This is a genomic window from Aliirhizobium wenxiniae, from assembly GCF_014201355.1.
GTDB lineage: Bacteria > Pseudomonadota > Alphaproteobacteria > Rhizobiales > Rhizobiaceae > Neorhizobium > Neorhizobium wenxiniae.
Genome location: NZ_JACHEG010000007.1, coordinates 95,616 through 108,786, shown reverse-complemented (window position 1 = coordinate 108,786; position 13,171 = coordinate 95,616). Strand labels below are relative to the sequence as shown.

The window sequence follows — 13,171 nt, the reverse complement described above, 5'->3', positions numbered from 1 at the left end:
TTTTGAAAAGCGAAGTTTGAACTGAAAGGACTATTCCATGAAATTCCTCCGTTATGGTGCGCCCGGCGCTGAGAAGCCAGCGATCGTTGATGCCGACGGCAAGATCCGCGATCTCTCCGCCCATGTTTCCGATCTTTCGGGCGCAGCACTTGCCCCCGATGCGCTCGCGAAGCTCGGCGCGATCGATGCGAAGAGCCTGCCACTGGTCGAAGGCAATCCGCGTCTCGGCCCCTGCGTTGCCGGCACCGGCAAGTTCATCTGCATCGGCCTCAACTATTCCGACCACGCTGCCGAAACCGGCGCGACGGTGCCGCCGGAGCCGATCATCTTCATGAAGGCGTCTTCGGCCATCGTCGGCCCGAACGACAATGTCACCATTCCGCGCGGTTCGGAAAAGACCGACTGGGAAGTCGAACTCGCTGTGGTTATCGGCAAGACCGCAAAATACGTGAGCGAGGCGGAAGCGCTGGACTACGTTGCCGGTTACTGCGTTACCAATGACGTCTCTGAACGCGCCTTCCAGACCGAACGTTCGGGTCAGTGGACCAAGGGAAAATCCTGCGACACGTTCGGCCCGATGGGTCCGTGGCTGGTGACGAAGGATGAAATTCCGGACCCACAGAACCTTGCCATGTGGCTGAAGGTGAATGGCGAGACGCAGCAGGACGGCTCATCGAAGACCATGGTCTATGGCGTCGCCTTCCTCGTCTCCTACCTGTCGCAGTTCATGTCGCTGCATCCGGGCGATGTGATCTCCACCGGTACGCCTCCGGGCGTCGGCATGGGCCTGAAGCCGCCGCGTTACCTGAAGGCCGGCGATGTCGTGGAACTCGGCATCGAAGGTCTCGGTACGCAGAAGCAGACCTTCGTCGCCGATATCTAAGACGACTGATCGGCGCGCCGGTTTGGAGGCTGGCGCGCCGATTTCATGAGAATTAAGCCGGCAGAGGAGGCCGCAATGACCCGCATCACCAATCTTCGTGTTTTCGACCTTCGCTTCCCGACTTCGGCAAGCCTTGACGGGTCCGATGCGATGAACCCCGATCCGGATTATTCGGCGGCCTATGTCATCCTCGAAACCGATCGCGAAGGGATCGAGGGTCACGGCCTGACCTTCACCATCGGCCGCGGCAACGACATCGTCTGCATGGCGATCGAGGCGATGCGGCATCTGGTGATCGGCAAGGACCTGTCGGAAATGCGCGCCAACCCCGGCAAATTCTGGCGGCACCTGACCGGCGACAGCCAGTTGCGCTGGATCGGCCCGGACAAGGGGGCCATGCATCTGGCGACCGGTGCCGTCGTCAACGCGTTCTGGGATGCGCTTGCCAAGGAAGCGGGCATGCCGGTGTGGAAATTCGTGGCCACCATGTCGCCGGAAGAGATCGCCGATATCGTCGACTACCGTTATCTGACCGATGCGCTGACACGCGACGAGGCGCTCGACATCCTGCGCAAGGCCGAAGCGGGCAAAGCGGAGCGGATCGCCATCCTCGAGAAGGAAGGTTATGCCTGCTACACGACCTCGGCGGGCTGGCTCGGTTATCCCGACGACAAGCTGCGCCGCCTGGCGCAGGAGGCCGTCGACGCCGGATTCAGCCATGTGAAGGTGAAGGTCGGACGTGATCTGGAAGACGATATCCGCAGGCTCACCATTTGCCGCGAGGTGATCGGTCCGGATCGCTACATGATGATCGATGCCAACCAGGTCTGGGATGTCGATCAGGCGATCGACTGGGTGAAGGCGCTCGCTTTCGCCAAACCTTTCTTCATCGAGGAGCCGACCAGCCCGGATGATGTGGCGGGGCACAAGAAGATCCGCGAGGCGATCGCGCCGGTGAAGGTGGCGACCGGCGAAATGTGCCAGAATCGCATCATGTTCAAGCAGTTCATCGCCGAGGGCGCGATCGATATCGTGCAGATCGATGCCTGCCGCATGGGCGGGCTGAACGAGGTGCTGGCTGTGCTGCTGATCGCGGCCAAATACGGCAAGGCGGTCTGGCCGCATGCGGGTGGCGTCGGCCTTTGCGAATATGTGCAGCACCTGTCGATGATCGACTACATCGCGGTGTCGGGTACGAAAGAGGGCAGGGTGATCGAATATGTCGACCATCTGCACGAACATTTCCTTGATCCCTGCGTGATCAAGGATGCCGCCTATATGCCACCGTTGCGGGCCGGATTTTCGATCGAGATGAAGCCGCAGTCGATCCAGGCCTATCAGTTCGGACGGCCCAAGGCGGCGTGATCGGAACTGCAATCGGGATATCTAAAAGGTGCCTTTCGGCGCCTTTTCTATGAGATGCGGAGGTATCAGACCTCGAGAATGGCCTTGATCACGCCGGCTTCCGGTTTCGACCACTCGGAAAAGAGTTTAACCGCATCGGCAAGCGGCGCCCGATGGGTGTTGAGGGCGCGGGTCGGGACCTTGCCGGCTTCGATCTGGCGCACGACTTCGGCAAAATCATCCGGCTGGGCGTTGCGGCTGGCGATCAGGGTCGCCTCGCGTTTGTGGAATTCCGGGTCCGAGAAGGTGACGTCCTGACGGACGACCGAAAGCAGCACGTAGCGCGCGCCATGGGCGAGGAAATGGAAACCGCGCTGCATGGGAATGACATTGCCGGTGGCATCGATGACGACGTCGTACCATTCGCCGCCGGTCTGGCGCTCGGCCACCTGCTCCGCGTCGGCATCGGCAAAGATCGTTTCGTCGGCGCCGAGCTTTTCGACGGCGAAGGCGAGCCGGTCCTCGCGCGTGTCCATGACCGTGACATGCGCGCCGCGCGCCTTGGCGAAGATGATCGCCGACATGCCGATCGGGCCGGAGCCGGTGACAAGCACGCGGTCTTCAGCGGTGATGCCGCCGCGCTTGACGCCATGGGCGCCGATCGCGAGGAACTCGATCATCGCGGCATCCTCCAGCGGGATATTACCCGTCGGGATGACGTTCTCCTCGGGAACGCAGAGATATTCGGCCATGCCCCCGTCACTATGGACGCCGAGCACGGAAATGTTGCGGCAGGCATTGCTGATGCAGCGGCGGCAGGCTTGGCAAGTGCCACAGGAGAGATAGGGAACGATATAGACAGGCTCGCCGGCCTTGAGTTTGCTGCCGGCCGGCGCTTCCGCGACTGTGCCGGAGAGTTCGTGACCCATGACCCGTGGATATTCGAGGAAGGGATGCTTGCCGGCAAAAATGTGAAAATCCGTGCCGCAGATGCCGACATGGCGGATGCGGACCTTGACCTCGCCTTCGTCGCGTGCCGGTTCGGGACGGTCTTCCAGCGCAAGGCGGCCGGGCTCGATGCAGACGAGCGCCTTCATGATGAACTCCTGGGATGATTTTGGGGTGTCTTAAAACTCTCCGTCAGCACCATTTCGCGACCTCTGCGTTGACGCGATCGCGCCAGGCGCGCGACTGGGCGAGCGAAGGCGGAATGAGGCCGTCGATGGCGACAAAGCCTGCCGTGTAATCCTGAGGATCGGCCGCCTGAGCTGCTTGCAACAGCTCATCGCGACGCGGATCGTTGCAATCCTTGAAGCGGATGAGCGCGGCGATCCAGAGGCCGACGACGCGGGCAAAGCTTGCGCTGTCTGAGCCTGAAGCCAATGCATCCACCGCCGGTGAAAGGATGCGCTGAGGCAGCTTCTGGCTGGAATCCATGGCGATCTGGATGTTGCGATGGGCAATCGCGCGGTTGCTGAAACGCTCGATCAGCTGGTTCATGTAATGATCGAGATCGATGCCGGGGACCGGATCGAGCGTCGCGGCTGCCGCTCGCATATGCTCGCGTGTCATCGCCACGAATTCCGGCACTGCCATCACGTCGCGCACGCATTCCAGCCCTTTGAGCAGGCCGAGATGGGCGATCATCGTGTGCGAGCCGTTGAGAAGCCGAAGCTTCATCTTCTCATAGGGTTCGACATTTTGGACGAACAGAGCGCCACCAGCTTCCCAGGCGGGACGGCCGGAGACGAATTCGTCCTCGATCACCCATTGCATGAAGGGTTCGGTATCGAGCGCCAATGCATCATCCACGCTGATCAGTCTTTTGGCACGGGCGCGGGTTTCGTCGGTCGCGGCGGGTACGATGCGGTCGACCATGGAGGAGGGGAAGGTCACTTCCTCTTCGATCCATTTCGCCAGTTGCGGGTCGCGCCTCTCGGCCATTTCCAGGACCAGCCGCCGGACGACCTTGCCGTTGGAAGGCAAGTTGTCGCAGCAGAGAATGGTGAAGGGGCGCATGCCCTTTTCGCGGCGGGAGGCAAGGCCCGCAACGAGATAACCGACCGCGCCAACGGGAGCGCCGGGATTGGCGAGGTCGTTGGTGATGGCCGGATGCGCCTCGTCGAGCCCGCCGGTTGACGGATGCAGGCCATATGCCTTTTCCGAGACTGTCAGGGTAACGACGTGGATGAAGGGGCTGGCGAGATAGGTGAGTACCCGGTCGCGATCGGTTGCGGCGCAGAGCCAGTCGACTGTGGCACCGACGACCTCGCTCGTTTCGCCATTGCTGTCGCGCACGGTGATCGAATAGAGACCATCCTGCATTGCCAGTGCATCGACCGGCTCGGGCGAGCGCAGATTGACGGCGACGATACCCCACGGGCCGAAGTCGCTCTCAAGCGCGCGCTGGGTGTAGATGCCCTGATGGGCGCGATGGAAAGCGCCGAGGCCGAAATGCAGGATGCCCGGTTTCAGCGCGCTTCGATCGAAGCCGGGTTTTGCGACGGTCGGCGGGAGCTGTGTTTCAGCAGAGAGTTGGTTGCTCATCGACCGATCCCGAACTGGTTGTGGCTGAGTGCTCGTTCGATGCCGCGCAGTTCCGCCAGCCCTTTCAGGCGACCGATGGCGGGATAGCCGGGCTGTGCGCCGCGGGTCAGGTCGTCGAGGATTTCCTGTCCGTGGTCGGGGCGCATCGGGATCTGGTGGTCTTCGCGGCCTTCCGCCTTGCGGCGCTTTTCCTCCGCCAAGAGGGCGGCGATCACTGCCACCATGTCCGTACCGCCCTCCAGATGCTCGTCTTCGAAGAAGGAGCAGGGCAGGCTGTCTTCATCGCGGGTGACGTTGCGCAAATGGACGAAATGGATGCGATCGGCGAAACGTCTGGCGATCGCCGGCAAGTCGTTGTCGGCGCGCGCGCCGAGCGAGCCGGAGCAGAGCGTCACGCCATTGGCGCGGCTGTCCACCTGGGTGAGCATATGCGCGTAATCAGCTTCGGTCGACAGGATGCGCGGCAGGCCGAGCAGCGGCCACGGCGGATCATCCGGATGAGCACAGATGTTGATACCGACCTCTTCGGCGACCGGCGTGACTTGCGAGAGGAAGTCAACGAGATGCGACTGAAGTTTTTTCGCGTCGATGCCCTGATAGGTGCGGAGTTTTTCCAGAAGCTGGTCGAGCGTGTAGCCATCCGCAGAGCCCGGCAGGCCGGCGCCGATATTCTTGCCGAGCGCGACGATGCGGGCGTCGTCGAACGAGGCGAAGCGTTTGGCAGCCTCGTCCTGCAGCCGTTCAGGATAGTCCTGTGCTGCACCGGGACGTTTCAGGATATGGATATCGAAGGCGACGAAATCGGTGAGATCGAAACGCATGGCCTTGGCGCCGTGTTTCGTTTCCCAGCGCAGGTCGGTGCGGGTCCAGTCCAGAACCGGCATGAAATTGTAGCAGACGGTCTTGATGCCGGAAGCGGAAAGGCGGCGCAGGCTTTCCTGCCAGTTTTTCACATGTTCGTGCCAGTCGCCGGTCTGGGTCTTGATCTCTTCGGAGACGGGAACGCTTTCCACCACATCCCAGAACAGCCCGCCGTCGCGGATCGCCTGGTGGCGTTTTTCGATTTCATCCACCGGCCAGACCGCGCCGGTCGGGATGTGATGCAGGGCGCTGACGATACCCTCGGCACCTGCCTGGGCCGCATCCCTTACCGTGACCTTGTCAACCGGGCCAAACCATCGCCATGTGTGTCGCATCTGTTTTTCCTTTTAGCCGAGTGCGATCTGGACCTTGCAGGCGGCGGTGCGATCACCGGCCTGCAGGAAGGCGGCAAGCGCCTCGTCGATCGGGAATGTGTGGGAGAGGATCGGGCGAACATCGATTGCGCGGCTGCCGATCAGTTCGGCGGCGCGGGCGAATTCCTCATGGAAACGCTGCGAGCCACGCCAGGTGATTTCCTTGCCGACCAGCATGTTAACCGGGATCGACAGGTCACCGGTGACGCCAACCTGCACGATCGTGCCGCGCGGCCTGACGCTCTGGAAGGCCGAGACGAGAGCAGGGCCGGCCGCCGAGCATTCGAACACGACATCGAACGAGCCTTTGTCCGTCTGGTAAGGCGCAAGCGCATCGGGTTTTGAAACGTTGATCGTCTTGTCTGCGCCCATCGCTGGGCCACGGGACAAGGCCGCATCGGCGAGATCGGTAACGATGATCCGACCCGCACCGGCGTAGCGGGCAGCCGCAACGACCAGCAGGCCGATCGGGCCGGCGCCGGTGACGAGCACGTTTTTACCAACGAGGTCACCGGCTTGTGCAACCGCGTGGAGGCAGACGGCCAGCGGCTCGGCGCAGGCGGCTTCGGCGGATGAGGCTTCGCCCTCTATCGGGAAGCACTGGATCGCCGGGACGACAAGCTGTTCGCGGAACATGCCCTGCTCATGTGGAAGGCGCATGGCCGAACCCATGAATTTCATCTCGAGGCAATGGATCGGTTGGCCGATGTCGCAATAGCGGCAATGGCCGCAGGGTTGGGATGGGTTGACGGCGACCAGCATGCCGGGCGCAAAGCCCGTGACGCCGGGGCCGATCGCCTCGATATGCCCCGAGGCCTCGTGGCCGGAAATGATCGGTTCGCGGACGCGCACCGGGCCGAAACCGCCATCCTGGAAATAGTGGAGGTCGGAGCCACAAATGCCGCCCCAGGCCATCTTCAGCCGGACTTGGCCGGGGCCGGGTTCGGGGCATTCCTGTGTTTCGACGTGCAAGTCCTGCTTGCCGTAAAGACGAACGATCTTCGTCAACATGATGTATGCCTTCGATTGGAATGGGGTGCCTGCGCCGTTCTACGGCGCAGGCGGATTATCGTCAGCGGATCAGGCCCATTTCGGTCGGCAGCCAGAGCGTGATGGCCGGGATGAAGGTGATGAGGATCAGCGCGATGAACAGCGGTGCCAGCCAGGGCAGAATGGCGATCGTCGTACGCTCCACCGACAGTTTGGCGACGCGCGAGAGTACGAACAGCACCATGCCGAGTGGCGGATGTAAGAGACCGATCATCAGGTTCAGCGTCATGATCAGGCCGAAATGCACCGGGTCGATATCGAACTGCAGCACCAGCGGCAGCAGGATCGGCACGAGGATGGTTATCGCCGCGATCGTATCAAGGAAGCAGCCGACGAAGAGCATCAGCAGGTTCACGAGGATCAGGAACACCCATTTGCTGTCGGTAAGGCTGGTGATGGCCGTCGAAAGCAGCTGAGCGGTCTGGCTGACGGTGAGCAACCAGGCGAAAACCGAGGCAGCTGCTACGATGAACAGAACCGATGCGGTAGTTTCCACCGTGTCCATGGTCGCCTTGGCGAGGCTCTTGAACGTCATTGTGCGATAACGCACGAGGCCAAGGAAGAGCGACCAGAGAACGGCTGCGACCGCCGCTTCCGTCGGTGTGAACCAGCCCATCGTCATGCCGCCGATCAGGATGACCGGGGTCATCAGCGCCATCACGGCCGAGAAGTCGAAATACCAATCGGCGGCGATCAGGACAATGAGGGCGATGCCGACCGCAAAGTTCAGCGACAGGCCCATCAGGGTCAGGAGATAGATGCCGAGCGGCACCATCATGACGACGATGACTTCCAGCGAGGCGCCGAACAGGTTGCGGATGTTGAACGGCGTATCCGAACCCCAGCGCTTCACGAAAGCGAAGACGGCGACCGTGATCATCATCAGCACCGTCATGACGACGCCGGGCACGATGCCGGCCATGAACAAGGCGCCGATCGAGACGTTTGCCATCATGCCGTAAATGACGAAGGGCAGCGACGGCGGGAAGATGGGCCCAAGCGTTGCCGATGCGGCGGTGACGCCGACCGCGGCTTCGACCGGATAACCGTGGTCCTTCATCGCCTTGATTTCGATCGTGCCGATGCCGGCGGCATCGGCCAGCGCCGTGCCGGACATGCCCGAAAAGACAACCGAGCCGATGATGTTGACCTGCGCAAGGCCCCCCTTCATCCAGCCGACGAGTGCGACGGCGAAGGAATAGATGCGGCCGGTGACGCCGGCGACATTCATCAGGTTGCCGGCAAGGATGAAAAAGGGAACGGCGAGCAGCGGAAAGCTTTCGACGCCGGCGATTAGACGCTGCGCGGCGATGATATCCGGCGCGACGCCGTAGAAGATGATGTAGGACACCGACGACACGGCCATCGAGATGGCGACCGGCACGCCGAGCAGCATCAGCGCCAGAAAGGATCCAATAAGAAGAAGCATATCTCAGCCCTCGCTCTGGAAGGCTTCGGGTCGCTCAAGCACCGAGTAACCACGGCGCATATTGGCGATGAAGACCTGAATGGAACGGAACAGCATCAGAACGAATGCCGCGAGCACGGAATAGAAGATGATGTCGCGCGGAAGGTCGATCGTGACCATTTCCTCGCCGGCAACGACTTCCATGTACCGCCACATCAGCCAGGAGCCGTAGGCAAAGAATCCGATGCGGATGATGTCGACAATCGTCGCCATGACGCGTGTCACACGGGCGGGCAGATAGTGGTAAAGCACGTCCACCTGGATGTGGCGCGACATCCGCACACACATGACGGAGCCCAGAAACACCACTCCGATCAGGCAGTTGACGGCGATTTCCTCAGTCCAGGCATAGCTGTCGTTCAGGACGTAACGGGTAAAGAATTGCAGGAAGACGCAGCCCGTCATCAGCCAGAATAGGCCGAGCGTGATCCAGTCTTCGAAGGCGTAGACCTTGAGATCGACTTCGGCGGGGGCCTCGTCAAAGGTATGCGCTATCTCCTCAGGAGTGACCTGAGTGTGAATTTCCTGTGCTGTCGACATGAGTTTGTCCCATTAAAGAGAAGCCGGCGCGGCCGTCTTTCGACCGCGCCGAACGGGATCACTTGATGGCGCGGATCGCTTCCCAATCGGCCTTTTCGTAGCCGAAGTCCTCGAACTTGACCTTTTCGAGCACGTTCTTCTCGAAGTCGGCCTTGTCGACCTCGACGACGTTCAGGCCGCGCTTCTTGAAGTCGTCGACCAGAGCCTTTTCACGCTCCTCGATGATCTTCGTGGTCTTGGCGGCAGCTTCCTGCATTACGTCGCGGAAAATCTGCTTGTCTTCGTCAGAGAGGCTCGCCCAGCGGCTCTTGGAGATGACCGTGTTGAGGTGGTCGACGATATGGCCGGAGAGAACGATGTTCTTCTGAACTTCGAAGAATTTTTTCGCTTCGATCGTCGTCAGCGGGTTTTCCTGGGCATCCACCGTGCCGTTCTGCAGCGCGAGATAGACTTCTGCAAAAGCGATCGGCGTGGTGTTGGCGCCGCAGGCGCGCGGCATGGCGAGGTATGCCGGCACGTCCGGCACGCGCATCTTCACGCCCTTCAGGTCGGCGCATTTGGTGATAGCGGTGTTCGAGGTCGTGTGACGGGTGCCGTAGTAGCTGACGGCGGTGATGACGTTGCCGGTCTTGTCCTCATACCCCTTGGCAAGGCGCTTGAAGACATCGCTCTTGGTATAGGTGATCAGATGGCTCGGATCGCGGAAGATATAAGGGAAATAAGTAACGCCGATCGGCTTGAAATCGCGGGCGGCGAAGCTCGAACCCGAGATGATCATGTCGACCGTGCCGAGCTTGAGGCCCTGGTTGATGTCGGCTTCCTTGCCGAGCTGCGATGCCGGATAGACGTCGATCTTGTAACGTCCATTCGTGCGCTTGGCGATTTCTCCGGCGGCCCATACCGATTCCGTATGGAAGGGTTCGGATGTCTCGTAGACATGCGCCCATTTTAGCGTTTCCACCGCGTGTGCCGACATTGCCGACGCGATGATGACTGCCGCTGCACCAAGCAGCGTCTTCAATCTTGAACTCATTCTGTCCTCCCGAATAGCGTTCAGATTACTCCCCAACCGGCCGCCTCCTCGCGGTCTCGGTCACTCCTCTCTCGTTGGCTCCTCTCCGAAGCTTTCCGAGAATCTCTTTTGCGACAGCGTCAAATGCATGCGCATCGCTTCGCGCGCTGCTGCCGGGTCTCCTGCCGCCAGCGCATCGCGTATGATTCTGTGTTCATCCAGTGCTGCCCGCCACGTGTGGGGGCCTTCGAAATAGCTCGCCAGCTTTTCGAAGAAAGGCGAGGCGCGCTTGTCGTAGATCAGGCCGATAAAGACATTGAGCGACGAATTGCCGATGATGTCGGCGATTGCCGTATGAAAGGCGCGGTCCAGCGCCAACGCCCGCTCGGAGTTTTCCAGTACGCCTTCCATCTCTTCCAGAATGACGTCGAGGCTTCGAATGCCCGCCTCGTCGACGCAACGTGCGGCCTCTTCCGCAATAGCGCTTTCGATGATGCAGCGGGCTTGGAGGATTTCGAACGGGGCTTCGCTGTCGTCCGCGGCGAGAACCTTCGGCGCTCCTGCAGCCTTGGGGCTGACATAGACACCGGACCCCATGCGGATCTGCACAAGACCCTCGACTTCAAGAACGATCAAGGCTTCCCGCACGGTCGGACGGGATACGCCGAGGCGCTCGGCCAGCTCGCGTTCGGCAGGCAGCCGCTCCCCGACGGCGATCTCTCCCGACTGGATGAGTACACGAAGCTGTTCCGCGGCCTGGCGATAAAGCCGGCGTGGTTCAAGCGCGACAAACATGAAAACCTCCTGACGCGTCTCTCCTCCCGCGTCATGTGGTCAGATTGTCTTACCAATTATCATTCGTCAAGTGGCTCCCTCACAGAAACTTGTTCAGGCCGGCATCGGGACGTTGTAGGTCCCGGACAGCTCCAGAAATGCGGATCTTGTTACCGGATCGAGCTCGACGCCATGGGCATCGCGATGGCGTGCGACCTTCCATTCGCGGTCGCCAGGCGCCATGACGGATGCGCCGGCACGGGCAGGCGATGTCCGCAGCGTTTCTACATAGCGTTTCATGCCGGCCTCGAAGGTCGGTCTGTCGACAAATGCCTCGGGCTGGATTGCCATGACGAAAGCGCCGAGCTGGCGGGGCGTCTGCATGTCTTCACCCATCATCGACGGAATATCGAAGCTGAGGCGCATGCCGGTGAGCACCGCGCTGAAAATTTCAGCGATGCCGGCAAGGCCCGCGCCCTTGAAGCCGAAGGCATCGCCGAGAGGGGCGAGCATTTCGGTCAGATGCGGGTCCGTCGTGTTGATGCCGAGTTCATTTGAGGCGACCCCCTCCGGCAGCTTGGCGCCGGTGCTGCGATAGAGAAGTACTCGATTGAAGGGGACGGCGCTGGTTGCCATGTCGAGGAACCAGGGATCTTCGCCGGGAACCGGGACGGCCATCGAAATCGGATTGGTGCCGTGAAAACGCGAAGCACCATTATGCAGCCGGACAAAACTGTCGGAGTTACAGAAGGACAGGCCGATCAGCCCGTGTCTGGCCGCCTCCACCGAATAGGCACCGGCTGCGCCGAAATGCGAATTGTTGCGGATGCCGACGGCGCCGATGCCGAATTTGCCGGCCAAATCGATCGCTCTCGTCATGGCGGCATAGGCAGGGACCGCGCCCTGGGCATGGTCGCCATCGAGTGTTTCAACCGCCCCGAACCCGGAGACCTTCCGGATGTCCGGCGTCTTGTTCAGTCGACCGCCTTCGAGGGCCTTGATGTAGTGCGCCAACAGCCGCACGCCGTGGCTATCCACGCCGCAGCGTGTGGCGTGCATAAGGGCGCGGGTTGTCGCGTCAGCCGTCGCATCGTTTGCACCACAAGCCGCTAACACCTGACGGCAAAAGCGGTCGAGATCTGAAAGCGTGACTGTGTGATGGGCGGCGTCCATGGCATTTCCTCAAAATTATTGTCTTTTGTGTACACTAGACATTCTTCTTCGTGAATGTAAATGAATGAAAGACGATCGGTTGCGATTTTCGCCAGGGCGGCATCATGAGGAAGGTGAAATGACGGAGGGGCCTAGTGATGCCGTATCGGGGCGTTCGCCCAAACTTTACCAGCGAGCGCTTGCGGTGGTCGCGTCGGAAATCCGCTCCGGCGGGTGGCATGACGCCGCAAGGCTGAATGAGACCGCGATTGCCAAACGCTTTGGGATAAGCCGCGCACCGGCGCGGCAGGCTCTGGCGGAACTGGAGACGCTGGGGCTTGTGCGCAAATCCGAGGGACGCGGGTACAAGGTCGTTGCGGGGGCCGGATCCGTTGGCCAGGACGTCATCGACCCGGCCGGTCCTTCGGGGCCGGACGACATGCAGCTTCATTTTCTGGCAAGCTGGGAGCTGATCTACCGGCAGGTGGAGCTGGAGATCGTCTCCCGCACATCGATCGCCAGCTGGCGCATCAACGAGGTGGCGCTGGCGAAATCCTTCGGTGTCAGCCGCACGGTTGCCCGCGAGGTTGTGGCCAGGCTGCAGCAGCGCGGCATCGTCAGCAAGGATGATGCCGGTCGCTGGCATGCGCCGGCACTGACCGCTAGGCATGTAAACCAGCTCTACGAATTGCGCTGGACGCTTGAACCGCTGGCGCTGGAGCAGGCCTTTCCGCATTTGCCGGATGACTTGCTGCCGGCCCTGTTCATCGATCTGCAGCAGGCGATCGAGGCGGGAGATGCCGCGGACGGGGCAATGCTGGACGCGGTCGAGCAGCAGCTTCACGGTCATTTGCTCGGTTATTGCGACAATGCCCCGCTTATGCAGGCAATCAGCCTGCCGCAGGCCATTCTGGTCGCGCATCACCGGCTTTACCAGCCGAAGACGCCGCCGATCACCGACGAGCCGTTCCTGCTCGAGCATGTGGAGGTTTTCGAGCGGCTGGTGGCGGGCCGGATCGCGGAAGCCAGCGCGGCGCTTTCAAACCACCTCAAGATTTCGCGAGAGCGCGCCATGCTGCGCATCGCCAATACCGCGCGCGACCTTTCATTGCCGGATGTGGCCTATCTGGAGCACTTGCGCGACGTCGAATTCAGTTTGTGATCAT

Annotated in this window: 12 protein-coding genes; 3 read left to right on the top strand and 9 right to left on the bottom strand. The window is 61.2% G+C overall.

Annotation, left to right across the window (positions count from 1 at the left end; genetic code table 11):
- The first annotated feature begins 37 nt into the window (after positions 1-37).
- Together HNQ72_RS23540 and HNQ72_RS23535 are read left to right on the top strand one after the other, a co-directional pair.
- Positions 38-883: a fumarylacetoacetate hydrolase family protein gene (locus HNQ72_RS23540; RefSeq protein ID WP_183995875.1), complete on the top strand. Its 846-nt coding sequence runs from the start codon at positions 38-40 to the stop codon at positions 881-883.
- A gap of 75 nt (positions 884-958) precedes the next feature.
- Positions 959-2,248: an L-fuconate dehydratase gene (locus HNQ72_RS23535; protein ID WP_183995873.1), complete on the top strand. Its 1,290-nt coding sequence runs from the start codon at positions 959-961 to the stop codon at positions 2,246-2,248.
- Between the two features lie 65 nt (positions 2,249-2,313).
- Here the strand turns inward: HNQ72_RS23535 and HNQ72_RS23530 are convergent, their stop codons facing one another.
- The 9 genes from HNQ72_RS23530 to HNQ72_RS23490 all read right to left on the bottom strand — a co-directional run bounded on the left by HNQ72_RS23530 (position 2,314) and on the right by HNQ72_RS23490 (position 12,026).
- Positions 2,314-3,324, bottom strand: a complete 1,011-nt coding sequence (locus HNQ72_RS23530; protein WP_183995871.1) for a zinc-binding alcohol dehydrogenase family protein — start codon at positions 3,322-3,324, stop codon at positions 2,314-2,316.
- Positions 3,325-3,367: 43 nt separating this feature from the next.
- On the bottom strand, positions 3,368-4,774 hold the full coding sequence (locus HNQ72_RS23525) for a mannitol dehydrogenase family protein (protein WP_183995869.1): 1,407 nt from the start codon (positions 4,772-4,774) through the stop codon (positions 3,368-3,370).
- Positions 4,771-5,970 (bottom strand): mannonate dehydratase, encoded by a 1,200-nt coding sequence (gene uxuA, locus HNQ72_RS23520; RefSeq protein WP_183995867.1) that lies wholly within the window; start codon positions 5,968-5,970, stop codon positions 4,771-4,773. Before uxuA ends, HNQ72_RS23525 begins: the two co-directional genes overlap by 4 nt.
- Positions 5,971-5,982: 12 nt before the next feature.
- Positions 5,983-7,020, bottom strand: a complete 1,038-nt coding sequence (locus HNQ72_RS23515) for an L-idonate 5-dehydrogenase (RefSeq protein ID WP_183995865.1) — start codon at positions 7,018-7,020, stop codon at positions 5,983-5,985.
- A gap of 61 nt (positions 7,021-7,081) precedes the next feature.
- Positions 7,082-8,488 carry a TRAP transporter large permease gene (locus HNQ72_RS23510; RefSeq protein WP_183995863.1) on the bottom strand — a complete coding sequence of 469 codons (1,407 nt, stop codon included), beginning with the start codon at positions 8,486-8,488 and terminating at the stop codon, positions 7,082-7,084.
- A 3-nt stretch (positions 8,489-8,491) separates the two neighbouring features.
- Complete coding sequence (locus HNQ72_RS23505) at positions 8,492-9,067, bottom strand: TRAP transporter small permease (RefSeq protein WP_183995861.1); 576 nt, start codon at positions 9,065-9,067, stop codon at positions 8,492-8,494.
- 58 nt (positions 9,068-9,125) lie between these two features.
- The gene (locus HNQ72_RS23500) at positions 9,126-10,100 is read right to left on the bottom strand and encodes a sialic acid TRAP transporter substrate-binding protein SiaP (protein ID WP_183995859.1); all 975 of its coding nucleotides are present in this window, start codon (positions 10,098-10,100) and stop codon (positions 9,126-9,128) included.
- 60 nt (positions 10,101-10,160) lie between these two features.
- The gene (locus HNQ72_RS23495; protein ID WP_148145078.1) at positions 10,161-10,874 is read right to left on the bottom strand and encodes a FadR/GntR family transcriptional regulator; all 714 of its coding nucleotides are present in this window, start codon (positions 10,872-10,874) and stop codon (positions 10,161-10,163) included.
- Between the two features lie 93 nt (positions 10,875-10,967).
- A complete protein-coding gene (locus tag HNQ72_RS23490; RefSeq protein WP_183995857.1) occupies positions 10,968-12,026 on the bottom strand; it encodes an Ldh family oxidoreductase in 1,059 nt (352 codons plus the stop codon).
- Between the two features lie 118 nt (positions 12,027-12,144).
- On the opposite strand from HNQ72_RS23490, the gene HNQ72_RS23485 reads away from it, so the two are divergent.
- A complete protein-coding gene (locus HNQ72_RS23485) occupies positions 12,145-13,167 on the top strand; it encodes a GntR family transcriptional regulator (protein WP_183995855.1) in 1,023 nt (340 codons plus the stop codon).
- The last annotated feature ends 4 nt before the right edge of the window (positions 13,168-13,171 follow it).

Bases quoted from the DNA above. Each gene is read 5' to 3' on its own strand.
- HNQ72_RS23525 (WP_183995869.1), bottom strand. From the start codon at position 4,774: ATGAGCAACCAACTCTCTGCTGAAACACAGCTCCCGCCGACCGTCGCA.
- HNQ72_RS23495 (WP_148145078.1), bottom strand. From the start codon at position 10,874: ATGTTTGTCGCGCTTGAACCACGCCGGCTTTATCGCCAGGCCGCGGAA.
- uxuA (WP_183995867.1), bottom strand. From the start codon at position 5,970: ATGCGACACACATGGCGATGGTTTGGCCCGGTTGACAAGGTCACGGTA.
- HNQ72_RS23530 (WP_183995871.1), bottom strand. From the start codon at position 3,324: ATGAAGGCGCTCGTCTGCATCGAGCCCGGCCGCCTTGCGCTGGAAGAC.
- HNQ72_RS23490 (WP_183995857.1), bottom strand. From the start codon at position 12,026: ATGGACGCCGCCCATCACACAGTCACGCTTTCAGATCTCGACCGCTTT.
- HNQ72_RS23485 (WP_183995855.1), top strand. From the start codon at position 12,145: ATGACGGAGGGGCCTAGTGATGCCGTATCGGGGCGTTCGCCCAAACTT.
- HNQ72_RS23500 (WP_183995859.1), bottom strand. From the start codon at position 10,100: ATGAGTTCAAGATTGAAGACGCTGCTTGGTGCAGCGGCAGTCATCATC.
- HNQ72_RS23540 (WP_183995875.1), top strand. From the start codon at position 38: ATGAAATTCCTCCGTTATGGTGCGCCCGGCGCTGAGAAGCCAGCGATC.
- HNQ72_RS23535 (WP_183995873.1), top strand. From the start codon at position 959: ATGACCCGCATCACCAATCTTCGTGTTTTCGACCTTCGCTTCCCGACT.
- HNQ72_RS23510 (WP_183995863.1), bottom strand. From the start codon at position 8,488: ATGCTTCTTCTTATTGGATCCTTTCTGGCGCTGATGCTGCTCGGCGTG.
- HNQ72_RS23505 (WP_183995861.1), bottom strand. From the start codon at position 9,067: ATGTCGACAGCACAGGAAATTCACACTCAGGTCACTCCTGAGGAGATA.
- HNQ72_RS23515 (WP_183995865.1), bottom strand. From the start codon at position 7,020: ATGTTGACGAAGATCGTTCGTCTTTACGGCAAGCAGGACTTGCACGTC.